At 69.1% G+C, this 12,119-nt stretch carries 8 protein-coding genes; 2 read left to right on the top strand and 6 right to left on the bottom strand.

Going from position 1 to position 12,119, the window contains the following annotated elements; all coding sequences use genetic code 11:
• Positions 1–34 precede the first annotated feature (34 nt).
• From ACFQS9_RS23310 to ACFQS9_RS23335, 6 genes are all read right to left on the bottom strand, one after another.
• Complete coding sequence (locus ACFQS9_RS23310) at positions 35–4,924, bottom strand: NAD-glutamate dehydrogenase (protein ID WP_378408927.1); 4,890 nt, start codon at positions 4,922–4,924, stop codon at positions 35–37.
• Between the two features lie 96 nt (positions 4,925–5,020).
• Positions 5,021–5,443 carry an acyl-CoA thioesterase gene (locus tag ACFQS9_RS23315; protein ID WP_378408928.1) on the bottom strand — a complete coding sequence of 141 codons (423 nt, stop codon included), beginning with the start codon at positions 5,441–5,443 and terminating at the stop codon, positions 5,021–5,023.
• Between the two features lie 3 nt (positions 5,444–5,446).
• Positions 5,447–7,126, bottom strand: coding sequence for an energy-dependent translational throttle protein EttA (ettA, locus tag ACFQS9_RS23320; RefSeq protein ID WP_378408929.1), 1,680 nt, complete (start codon positions 7,124–7,126; stop codon positions 5,447–5,449).
• A gap of 111 nt (positions 7,127–7,237) precedes the next feature.
• Positions 7,238–8,377 carry a lipase family protein gene (locus ACFQS9_RS23325; RefSeq protein WP_378408930.1) on the bottom strand — a complete coding sequence of 380 codons (1,140 nt, stop codon included), beginning with the start codon at positions 8,375–8,377 and terminating at the stop codon, positions 7,238–7,240.
• 142 nt (positions 8,378–8,519) lie between these two features.
• Positions 8,520–9,647: a lipase family protein gene (locus ACFQS9_RS23330; RefSeq protein WP_378408931.1), complete on the bottom strand. Its 1,128-nt coding sequence runs from the start codon at positions 9,645–9,647 to the stop codon at positions 8,520–8,522.
• Between the two features lie 75 nt (positions 9,648–9,722).
• Positions 9,723–10,394, bottom strand: coding sequence for a TetR/AcrR family transcriptional regulator (locus ACFQS9_RS23335; protein ID WP_378408932.1), 672 nt, complete (start codon positions 10,392–10,394; stop codon positions 9,723–9,725).
• 154 nt (positions 10,395–10,548) lie between these two features.
• Here ACFQS9_RS23335 and ACFQS9_RS23340 point away from each other — a divergent pair, with 154 nt between their 5' ends.
• Together ACFQS9_RS23340 and ACFQS9_RS23345 are read left to right on the top strand one after the other, a co-directional pair.
• Positions 10,549–10,893, top strand: a complete 345-nt coding sequence (locus ACFQS9_RS23340; protein ID WP_378408933.1) for a YciI family protein — start codon at positions 10,549–10,551, stop codon at positions 10,891–10,893.
• Complete coding sequence (locus tag ACFQS9_RS23345; RefSeq protein ID WP_378408934.1) at positions 10,890–12,098, top strand: RNA polymerase sigma factor; 1,209 nt, start codon at positions 10,890–10,892, stop codon at positions 12,096–12,098. The genes ACFQS9_RS23340 and ACFQS9_RS23345 overlap by 4 nt, the downstream gene beginning before the upstream one ends.
• Positions 12,099–12,119 lie beyond the last annotated feature (21 nt).

Here is a 12,119-nt window from a genome sequence, read left to right on the forward strand (position 1 = left end):
GCCGTTTCGACGCTCAACCTTCGATCCCTTTCGATCAGGTGCCCGCTCCGCGCACCATGCTGCGAACCTGACGCGCCGCCACCGAGAGCGTCGCGAGGTCAAGCGTCCCAGACTCCGCGATCTCGTCGAGCGCTGCCCTGGCCCTACTCAGCCTCGAGGAGTTCGTGGACTCCCAGTCCGCGATCTTCTCCTCGGCGCTCTCGTCGGGTTCGCCGCCCGCCAGGACGTCGAGGGTGAGCGAGCGCAACGAGCTGTACAGGTCGTCGCGCAGGGCGAGCCTGGCCAGCGAATGCCACCGGTCGCCGCGCTCGAGACCCGAGATGGCGGTGAGGAATCCGTCGATGCCGAGGCGCTCGTCGAGGGCGTAGTAGAGCTCACCGACCTCCCCGAGTTCGCGATCGCTGATGTCCGAGATGTCGATGATGTCGAGCACCGGGAACCCGTCGAGCAGCCCGTACACCCGGCGGGCGAGGTCGTGGGGGCAGCCGCATCCGACCGCGTGCGCCATCCGGGAGTCGAGCTCGGTGACGTGATGCCGACGCAGCCAGCCCGGGATCTGCGGGGTCAGCGCGCGGACCCGCGCGGCGTACCGGTTGATCTCCGCGCCCACCGCGACCGGCTGCGGGCGATTCGACAGCAGCCACCGCGCCGCGCGGTCGAGCATGCGGCGCGACTCCAGCGTCAGCTCGTCGGCCACCGTCGAATCGACGGGCGCATCGCGGATGTCGCTCCACACCGTGCGCAGATCGAAGATCTCGGTGGCCGCGGTGAAGGCTCTGATCGAATCGGTACTGCTGGCGCCCGCCTCCTCGGCGAGCCGGTAGGCGAAACTGATGCCCCCGAAGTCGATGGCCTCGTTTGCCAGGATGGTGGCCACGATCTGGCGGCGCAGCCGGTGCGTCTTGATCAGCGGCGCGAACCGTTGGCGCAGCGGCCGCGGGAAGTACCTGGGCAACCGCACCGCATAGGTGTCGCTGTCGGGCAGCTCACTGGCCAGGAGGTCGTCCTTGAGGTCGAGCTTGACGTGGGCGAGCAGGGTTGCCAGCTCCGGTGAGGTCAGGCCGACGCCCTCCTGGATCCTGACCTCGATCTCCGCGGGTGAGGGCAGCGCCTCGAGTTCGCGGTCCAGACCGCGGCGCTCCTCGAGGTCGGCGAGCTGGCGCGCGTGCACCCCCAGCATCGCCGCGGCGTCCGCGCGCGAGGTCCCCATCAGTTCGTTCTGGTCGATGTTGTCGCGCAGCACCAGACGCGACACCTCGTCCGTCATCGACGCGAGCAGGTCGTTGCGCTCGGCCCGCGGCAGCGCGCCGCTGCTGACGGCGGTGTCCAGCAGGATCTTGATGTTGACCTCGTGATCGGAGCAGTCCACGCCTGCCGAGTTGTCCAGCGCATCGGTGTTGATGCGACCGCCCGACAGGTCGTATTCGATCCGGCCCCGCGAGGTCACCCCGAGGTTGCCGCCCTCGCCGATCACCCTGGCGCGCACCTCGCGTCCGTCGACACGAACGGCATCGTTGGACTTGTCCCCGACCTCCGCATGGCTCTCCGTGGAGGCCTTGACATAGGTGCCGATCCCGCCGTTCCAGAGCAGGTCGACCGGCGCACGCAGGATCGCCCGCACCAGCTCCGGCGGCGACAACTCGGTGACGTCCTCGGCGAGGCCGAGCGCCGTCCGCGCCTGCGCGGTCAGCGGCACCGACTTGCGCGAACGGTCCCACACCCCACCACCCGCACTGATGAGGGCCGTGTCGTAGTCCGCCCACGAGGACCGCGGCAAGGCGAAGAGCCGCTGCCGTTCGACGAAGGACCGCGAGGCGTCGGGGTCGGGGTCGAGGAAGATGTGCCGGTGGTCGAAGGCCGCGACGAGCCGGATGTGCGGGCTGAGCAGCATCCCGTTCCCGAACACGTCGCCGCTCATGTCACCGATGCCCGCGACGGTGAAGTCCTCACCCTGGGTGTCGATGCCCATCTCCCGGAAGTGCCGCCGCACGCTCACCCAGGCGCCCTTGGCGGTGATGCCCATGGCCTTGTGGTCGTACCCGACCGAGCCGCCGGACGCGAATGCGTCACCGAGCCAGAAGTCGTACCGCGCCGCCACGTCGTTGGCGATGTCGGAGAACTGCGCGGTGCCCTTGTCCGCGGCGACGACGAGATAGGTGTCGTCGCCGTCCCGCCGTACCACCCGGTCCGGCGGGAGCACGGTGCCGCTCGCGGGTTCGACGTTGTCGGTGACATCGAGCAACCCGGCGATGAACAACCGATAGCAGGCCTGCCCCTCGGCCGTGAGGGCCTGCCGGTCCACGGCCGGGTCGCCCGTCGGCGCGGGCGCCCGCTTGACCACGAATCCGCCCTTCGCGCCGACCGGCACGATCACGGCATTCTTCACCGCCTGCGCCTTGACCAGCCCGAGAATCTCGGTTCGGAAGTCCTCCCGACGATCGGACCAGCGGAGCCCGCCGCGGGCCACCGGACCGAATCGCAGGTGCACTCCCTCGACCCGCGGCGAATAGGCGAACACCTCGAAACGCGGTCGCGGCCTCGGTAGTTCGGCGATCTGCTGGGGGTTGAGTTTGAACACCAGGATGTCGCGGGGAGTGCCCGCCCCGTCGGTCACGTAGAAGTTGGTCCGCAGCGTGGCCAGGATGAGTCCCAGCATCCCTCGCAGGATTCGATCCGCGTCGAGACTGACAACCTCGTTGATCCGGCCGCGCAGCTCGGCGGCGAGCTGCTCCGCCCGCTCCGACGACGCCATACCGGGGTCGAAGATCGACCGGAACAGCTCGACCAGCAACCTGGTCGTCTGTCCGTGCTCGAGCAGCACGCCCTCGATGTGGAACTGGCTGTACGGGAACCCCGCCTGCCGCAGGTACTTCGAATAGGCGCGGAGCACGGTGGCCTGCCGCCACTCGAGCCCGGCGCGCAGCACCAGCTCGTTGAAGCGATCCGGTTCGGACCGGTCGTGCCAGACGGCGGTGAAGGCGTCGGTGAATCGGTGCTGCAGGGCGAGCGCCTGCGTGGATTCGACGGTCCGGTCCACCTCGTCCAACTCCGAGTCCAGGTTCTCCCCCACCGTCGCGTCCACCAGCTCGGGAGCCGCGGCCAGCCCGAAATCGTAGATCCAGCACGGCACCCCGTCCGGCCGGACCACCCGGTACGGCCGTTCGTCGAGCACCTCGACCCCCAGGCTCTGCAGCACGGGGAGCACCTGGCTGAGCGAGACCCCGGCACCGCTGATGTACAGGGTGAATCGCCACTGACCCGGTCGGGCTTCCTTGAGCCGGTACAACTTCAGATCGATCGCGTCGCCCGACAGCGCCTCCAGCCGGGCGATGTCCCTGACCGCCCGTGCGGCGTCGAAGTCCTGCTTGTACGCCTCCGGGAACGCCGCGGCAAAACGCTGCGCGGTCACCGAGGTCACCCTCGGCTCGGCCGCGACGGCGTCGAGGAGGTCGTCCTCCCACGCCCTGGTCGCCTCCGCCAGCATCGCCTCGATCCGGCCTCGGCCTGCGGCCGAGATGGCCACCGCGGCCTCGGCCGCATCCGGGTCCCTGCGGACGGTGAAATGGACCATCGCGAGATCCGACTCAGTGACCCGTGCGCTGTATTCGAGTGTGCCCCCGCCCAACTCCCGCAGCAGGATCGACTGCATCGCCAGGCGGACCCGGGTGTTGTAGCGGTCGCGGGGGAGGTAGACCAAGGCGGAGGTGAAGCCCCCGAACCGGTCCTCCCGGAGGAACAGCCGCACCTGCCTGCGGAGGCCGATCGCCATCACCGCGGTCACGGTGTCGAACAGGGTGTCGGTATCGCTGGAGAAGAGCTCGGTGCGCGGGAAGGACTGGATGACCTCGAGCATCCGCTGACCGGAGAACGAGTCGAGATCGAACCCGGCCCGCTCGATCACGGTGCGCGCGCGGCGCTCGATGACGGGGATGTCGAGGACGTTCTCGTGCAGCGCGGTCACCGTGAACACGCCGACGAACCGGTGCTCGCCGGTGATGGTCCCGTCGGCGGCGAGGCCGGTCACCGAGACGAAGAACGGGTACACCGACCGGTGCACAGTGGCGGGCGCGTGCCCCTGTGCGAGCCTGAGGATGGGACGGTCGACACTGAATTCGGGTGCGGGAAGATCGATTCGGTGGTCGGTCACCGACGCCGCACCGAGCACCCCCAGCCCACTCTCGGGGGCGATGTGGGCGAGCGGGCGGCCGTGCTCACCCGGATCCCGGAACTCGTACCGCCGGTAGCCGAGGGTGGTGAAGTGTCCCTCGGACATCCACCGCAGCAGCCCCGCCGTGTCCCGGAGATCGAGCGCCTGGAAACCCTGCGGTTCGCCGCTCGCCAGCGCGTCGAGCTGTTCGGCGAGCACCAGCTGTTGGTAGCGCATCGCGTCGGCATCGGCGATCACCTGCCGCACGTCGGACAGCACGTCCCGGACCGCGACATCGACCGTGGCGAGCAGCTCCGGGTCGGTGGTCGGATGCAGCTGCACATGCATCCAGGACTCGGTGAGCGTTGCCTCGCCGGGCACCGTGCCGTTGGCGAAGACGTCGAGGAGGCCACCGTCCCCGTCGCGCCGGACCTGGAGGATCGGATGGATCAGCTCGGTGACCGTGACACCGAGGCGGGCGAGCAGCGCCATGACCGACTCGACGAGCAGCGGCATGTCGTCGGTGACGATCTGCAGGGCCGGCTCCCCCGGTCGGGGCTCGAGAACCCTCGACACCGAGTGGCCGGCCGGGCGCCGCAGCGCGAGGTCGAGGTGGCTGCTGAACACCGTCTCGGCGGCTGCGTGCAGCCGACCCTGTGACCACGCCCAGTCGATGTTCCGGAAGTATGCGTCGCGGACATCCGCCAGGTGTGATGCGAGGGCCGCGGGCAGTGCCACCGCGGCGCCGTGGTCGAAGCGATCGGCAGGTTCGGTCATCTCGCGGCCCACTCCCCTGGTCGAACTGACGTGACGGGTGTGCACGTCCGAGCCTAACCGCGGGGAGCGGGCCGAGAGGTGAACTGACGTGGCCGGCTAGTGTGCCGCTTCCGTGATCGAGTACTCCGACAACACCGATCGCTCCAGTTCCGTCAGCGGAACCGATGATTCGGTCTTCGCGTCGAAGCGCACCATCACCGCGTCCGCGACGCCACAGGTCGCCCCGTGGACGTCGCGGATGACCTGGCGGATGCCGAACGAGGTGTTCCCGACCGCGAGGATCGACACCTCGACGGTGACCGGCCCCGACGCGTCGGTGATCGGCTTGAGGAACTCGATCTCCATCTTGCGTACCACCATCGCCGAGGGCCGCACGCCCGCCGGGAAGACCCGATCGCGGAAGAACTTCACCCGAGCCTCCTGCGTGTACTCCAGGAAGAGGGTGTTGTTCACGTGGCCGAGGCGATCGGAATCGCCCCAGCGCACCTCGACCTCGCAGGTGAAGGTCTTGTTCGGCACGCGCTAGCCCCGGGTGAGCTTGCGATGGGTCACCCGGTGCGGGCGGGCCGCATCGGGGCCGAGGCGCGCGACCTTGTTCTCCTCGTACGCCTCGAAGTTGCCCTCGAACCAGTACCAGGCCGCCTCGTTGTCGCCGAAGGCACCCTCCCAGGCCAGGATGTGCGTGCAGGTCCGGTCGAGGAACCAGCGATCGTGCGAGATCACGACGGCGCAACCGGGGAACTCCTGCAGCGCGTTCTCGAGCGAGCTGAGGGTCTCGACGTCCAGGTCGTTGGTCGGCTCGTCGAGCAGGATCAGGTTGCCGCCCTCCTTGAGGGTCAGCGCCAGGTTCAGCCGGTTGCGCTCACCACCGGAGAGCACGCCCGCGGGCTTCTGCTGGTCCGGTCCCTTGAACCCGAACGCGCTGACGTACGCCCGCGAGGGCATCTCGTTCTGGCCGACCTCGATGAAGTCGAGTCCGTCGGAGACCGTCTCCCACACCGTCTTCGTCGGGTCGATGTTCGCGCGCGTCTGGTCGACGTAGCTGAGCTTGACCGTCTCGCCGACCTTGACGGTGCCCGAGTCCGGATCCTCCAGCCCGACGATGGTCTTGAACAGGGTGGTCTTACCGACGCCGTTGGGGCCGATCACACCGACGATGCCGTTGCGCGGCAGCGTGAAGGACAGGTCCTTGATCAGCAGACGGCCGTCGAAGCCCTTGTCGAGGTTCTCGACCTCGACCACGACGTTGCCCAGACGCGGCGGGGTGGGGATCTGGATTTCCTCGAAGTCGAGCTTGCGGTGCTTCTCGGCCTCCGCGACCATCTCGTCGTAGCGGTCGAGACGGGCCTTGTTCTTCGCCTGGCGGGCCTTCGCGCCGGAGCGCACCCACGCGAGCTCCTCCTTGAGGCGCTTCTGCAGCTTCTGGTCCTTCTTGCCCTGCACCTCGAGTCGCGCGGCCTTTTGCTCCAGGTAGGTGGAGTAGTTGCCCTCGTAGGGGTAGAGCCGGCCGCGGTCGACCTCACAGATCCACTGCGCGACGTGATCGAGGAAGTACCGGTCGTGGGTGACGGCGAGGATGGCACCCGGGTAGGCGGCCAGGTGCTGCTCGAGCCACAACACGGACTCGGCGTCGAGGTGGTTGGTGGGCTCGTCGAGCAGCAGCAGGTCCGGCTTGCTCAGCAGCAGCTTGCACAGCGCGACGCGGCGCTTCTCACCACCGGAGAGATGGGTGACGGGCTCGTCGGCGGGCGGGCAACGCAGCGCATCCATCGCCTGCTCGAGCTGGGAGTCGATCTCCCAGGCATCGGCGTGGTCGAGCTTCTCCTGGAGCTCACCCATCTCCTCCATGAGCTCGTCGGAGTAATCGGTGGCCATCAGCTCGGCGATCTCGTTGTAGCGCTTGAGCTGCACCATCGTCTCGCCGAGGCCCTCCTCGACGTTCTCGCGGACCGTCTTGGCCTCGTCGAGGTGCGGTTCCTGCATGAGGATGCCGACGCTGGCTCCGGGCGCGAGGAACGCCTCGCCGTTGCCCGGCTGGTCCAGTCCGGCCATGATCTTGAGGATGGAGGACTTACCCGCGCCGTTCGGGCCGACGACACCGATCTTCGCGCCCGGGTAGAAGCTCATCGTGACGTCATCGAGGATGACCTTGTCGCCGTGCGCCTTGCGCACCTTCTTCATCGTGTAAATGAACTCCGCCATGGCGACCAGAGTATCGGGACGGCAGGCGGCGCCCCAATCCACACGCCCCCACCGCCCGGTCCGCGCCGACCTGCGACGGGTTCGCGACCCGCCGCAGGTCAGCTCGGGCGGTCAGGCGGTCCCGAACAGCGACCGCACGAACGCGGTCGTATCGGGCAACGCCTCGAACACCGACGAGCCGTGGAAGGCATCGTAAGAGCGGAAGGTCACGGGCTGGCCCGCCAGCTGCAGGTCCGCCGCGAGCTTGGCACCCAGCGGATACGGCACCGTCTGGTCGCGCAGTCCGTGCCCGATGAACACGGGCCGGTCGTAGCCCGTCGTGGGTACCGCGAGGTAGTCGCGCAGCGCCGAGCGGAACAGCTCGTTGTCGAGCGGTCGGCTGATGATCTCGCCGACGCCGATCGGACCGGCGTACTTGTGCAGCGAGAGGAAGCACATGCTCTTCGCAGTCTCGACGAGCTCCAGGCCGCGCGGGGTGAGGTAGTCGTCGACGGGCAGGTCCGGCCGGGCCTGCTGCAGCCCTGCGACCACGTAGGCGGCGAACGCGGTCAGCCCGTTCAGTCCCAGGTTCGGGAACCCGGGACCACCGAGCGGGAAGAGATGCTCCAGGTTGGCCGGGGTCCCGGTCGCGACGGCTCCGCGATAGTCGAGCTCGGGCGCGTACTTCGTCGCCTCGTGAGCGGCGAACATGGCGGCGTGCCCGCCCTGCGAGTGCCCGACGGCCACCCAGGCGGGTGACAGCTCGGGCGTCACCTCGCGGGCCGCCCGGACCATGTCGATCACCGCGCGGCCCTCGCTGCGCCCGTGCAGGTATGCGTGCACCCCCTCGGTGCCGAGCCCCACGTAGTCGGTGGCCACCACCGCATACCCCCGAGTCAGCCAGGCGGAGACGTAGTCGCGGGTGAGCGAGGTGACGTCGAACCCCAGCGCGGGTGCGCAGTCGTCGCCGACGCCCGTGGTGCCGTGCGCCCAGGAGATCACCGGCCACCCGCCCGCAGGCGCGGTCCCGTTCGGCAGGTACACCGCCCCGGTGCTGAGCGCCGCCTCTCCCCTGGGCCCCTCGGTCCAGTAGGTGAGCTGTCGCGACCCGCTCGCCCCGGCGACCTCGGCGGACGTCGGCAGCGCCTCGTTCGACACCACCGTGCCGGGGTCACGGGCCGGGTCTGCTGCGGCGTGCCCGGCGGCCGGTGCCGCGAGAAACAGGAGTGCGAGCGCGGCCGCGCCCAACCGGCGCCCGATAACGACCTTCATTGTGTTCCCCACCCTTGGTTGATTGTGTCCCCACCCGAAGTACCTGGACCGGGTGCAGCGTAGTACCCCGGCCCGACCGGGACGCGACAAACCGGACGCCCGTCCAGGCCCGATCCCGCTCCGGCACTCTGGAACTGCCGGTCTACCGGGTCAGGGGCTCGGCAAACGCCAGGGAGTCGGCCAGGGACGCCGCGAGAGTGTCGGGATGCCCGACGCCCGGGTACGCGACGAACCGCACGTCGGTTCCGCTGCGCTGCAGGTCCCCGACCAGCGTCAGCGTCAGCACGATCGGCACCACGGTGTCGACGACACCGTGTCCGATGAACACGGGGCGGTCGTACCCGCTGGTCGGAACCCCCAGGTACTCCGTGAGCGCCGACCGGACCTCGCCGGTGCCGAGTGACCGAGCGAACAACTCGCCGACCTGGACCCCCCTGACGTGGGGCGCCAGCTCGATCGTGCACAGGCGCTCGGCGAGCCCCGCCAACTCCGCCCCCCGGGGCGACAGGTACCCATCGAGGTCGAGGTCGGGGCGAACCGACCGCAGCCCCACGATGGTGTACAGCGAGAAGACCGTCAGGCCGCGGAGTCCGAGATTCGGGAAGCCCGGTCCGCCGAACGGGAACAACTGGTCGAGGCTCGACGGCGGCCCGAGTGCGACCGCGCCCCGGTAGTCGAGGTCGGGGGCGTAGGCCGTCGCCAGGCGCGCCGTGAGCAACGCGGCGTGACCGCCCTGCGACAGCCCGATCACCATCCACCGGGGCGCGATCCCCGTGTCCGTCGTCCGGGCCGCGCGCACCATGTCGATCACGCTGTGCGCCGCGGCCTTTCCGTCGAGATAGGGCAGCACGCCCGGCGTGCCGAGCCCGAGATAGTCCGTCGCCACGACGGCATACCCCCGCGCCAGCCAGCTCGCGAGGTAGTCGGACTCGATGCGCTGCAACCCCACCGTCGAGGGCGCACAGTAATCGGCGACCCCGACCGTTCCGTGCGCGTACGACACCACCGGCCAGCCCCCCAGGGGCGCGGGCCCCGGGGGCAGGTAGACCGCCCCGGTGCTGGTGGCGGGGGCGCCCCGATGGTCGGTGGTGGCGTAGGTGACGCGGTGGGCCCGCCCGGTCCCCGGGATCCAGAGTTCCCTCGGCAGTTCCTGGGTGGCGATCACCGATCCGGGCGCGAGCGGCGGCGCCGCAGATGCGCCGAACCCGACCGGGACAGCGGTCAGCACGCAGACGATCAGCACCGGGATCAGCAATCTCAGGCGTGCCACGCGAGCCGCCCCCTCACCAGACGGGAAGACCCGTCCAGCCTAAGCCGACACGGTGACCGAATTGCCCGGTTTCGTTCAGCTCGCGCGGGGAACCGGGCGTCCCGGCGGCTTCTCGACCGCTTTGCTCGTGATGGCCAGCACGACCTCGTCCAGTTCGGCCCTGATCGCCTCGGTGTTCCGGTCGACGAGCCAGCGCAGCACCAGCCCGTCCAGGGCGGCGAGACTCCGGTGCGCGATCACCGCGACCGGCTCGGTCCACGTGGTCTCGGTCCGTTCGGCGCACTCGTCGAGGAACGCGGAGACCTCGGCGTCCATGACCGCGTACTGCTCGTCCGCGACGGCGCCGGTGGGCGGGGATCCGGCCGCGCGGAACCGCAGGGCATGCGTGGTGATCTCGTAGGTCAGCAACCGGCGATTCGGGTTGGCCTCCATGGTCGACCACATGCCATCGACCCCGCTCTGGAGCAGCTCGCGCAGCCCCCGCACCCCGGACACCTCCGGCGCCTCGCGCACCGCTGCGAACACCTGGCGAGCCGACGCACTCAACTCCAGGACAAGCCTTTCGGCCATGGCGGCGAGGAGCTCGTCCTTGCCCTCGAAGCAGTAGTGCACCATGCCGAGCGATACACCGGCATGCGCCGCAACGGCGCGGACCGTCACAGCGGAAATCCCGCCGCGTTCGGCGAGATCCAGGGCGCACTCGACGAGTTGGGCGCGACGCTCGTCCACCGGGAGCTTGTTAAGCATTCGTCGATCTTAGGGTAGCGCAACCTCAATGAGTCCTAGGTCCCTCCGCGTGACAGGGAATAGAGGTTCCCCGAGACCCTCGTTGCGACACACGATGGTTTGTCGGATTCGGGGTGGCGCCGATCGTCTAATGGGTGAAGGAGGTGATCCGAGCATGAAATACGTGCTGATGTTCTGCGAGACGGAGCAGTGGGAGAAGGATTGGGAGGCGATGGACCAGGCCGAACGCGATCGCGGCTTCGAGCGGGTCCAGGCGTGGTTGACCGAGCATTCGGACAAGATCCGGCACAACCGCAAGCTCACCGGCCCCGAGACGGCGACGACGGTCCGGCTCGACGGTAGGGGTGGCTCCATCGTCACCGATGGTCCGTTCATCGAGGGCAAGGAGGTCGTCAGCGGCTACGTCGAGGTGGAGGTCGCCGATCTGGACGAGGCGATCCGGTTGGCGCAGACCTGGCCGGCGTGCCCGCTCGTGGAGATCCGTCCGGTGTTGATGTGACCGAGACCGGTGCGGAAACCGTGCTCGTGGAGGTGATGCGCGAGCACGGTAGCCGCCTGGCGGCGTCGCTGGTCGCGCTACTCGGCGACTTCTCCGCGGCCGAGGATCTCGTCGCCGACGCGGTGGAGAAGGCCCTGCGTACTTGGCCGGTCGACGGTGTCCCAGAGCACCCGCAGGCGTGGCTGTTCACCGTCGCACGCCGACGTGGCCTCGACCTGCTGCGCCGCGAGGCCAACTACCGCGACAAATTGCGGCAGTTGGGCTGGCCGGTGCACGAGGAGACCGACGACCGGCTCCGGCTGATGTTCACCTGTTGTCATCCCGCCCTGTCTCGGGAAGCCCAGCTCGCCTTGACTCTGCGCATGGTCTGCGGGCTGAGCACCGCGCAACTGGCCCGTGCGTTCCTGCTCTCGGAAGCGACAGTGGCGCAAAGGATTACGCGCGCCAAGCGCAAGATCACGCAGGCGGGAATCCCCTATCGCGTTCCGGCAGAGGACGAGCTCGACGACCGACTGCCAGAGGTGCTCGCCGTCATCTACCTGCTGTTCAACGAGGGCTATCTCGGCACCGAGCCCACCGATGCCCGGGATCTGGCCGCGGACGCCGAATGGCTTGCCACTCTGGCAGACCGGCTCCTGCCCTCCACACCGGAGATCATGGGACTGCTCGCCCTGATCCGGCTGCACCGGGCCCGGGCTGCCGCGCGATTCGACGTGGACGGCCGGATCGTGCTCATTCGCGACCAGGACCGCACGCTGTGGGACCGCGACGCGATCGCGCGAGCGGTACGGCTGCTGACCGAGGCGGGCCGGGCGCGGCGCCCCGGCCCCTACCAACTGCAGGCAGCGATCGTCGCCTGCCACGCCGAGGCGCCTACCTGGGACGACACCGATTGGCGCCAGATCGTCGTGCTCTATGACCTACTTCTGGCACTGACGCCATCCCCCGTGATCCGACTGCACCAAGCGATCGCGCGGGCCAGGACCGAGGGCCCCGCAACGGCACTGACCGCCGTCGACGACCTTGCCGGCTCGTTGGCGAACTATCACCTGCTCCACGCGACCCGCGCCGAACTGCTCCGAGAGCTCGGGCGCGAAGAGGATGCGCGCGCCGCCGACCAGCGTGCCCTCGAACTGACCCACAATCCCGCCGAACAAGCCCTGCTCGAAGAACGACTCGACCGCCCCCGCCAACGAGACCGATAAGGACAGATATAGAACAGGGTC

The organism is Rhodococcus daqingensis (assembly GCF_042665615.1).
Lineage (GTDB): Bacteria > Actinomycetota > Actinomycetes > Mycobacteriales > Mycobacteriaceae > Rhodococcus_G > Rhodococcus_G daqingensis.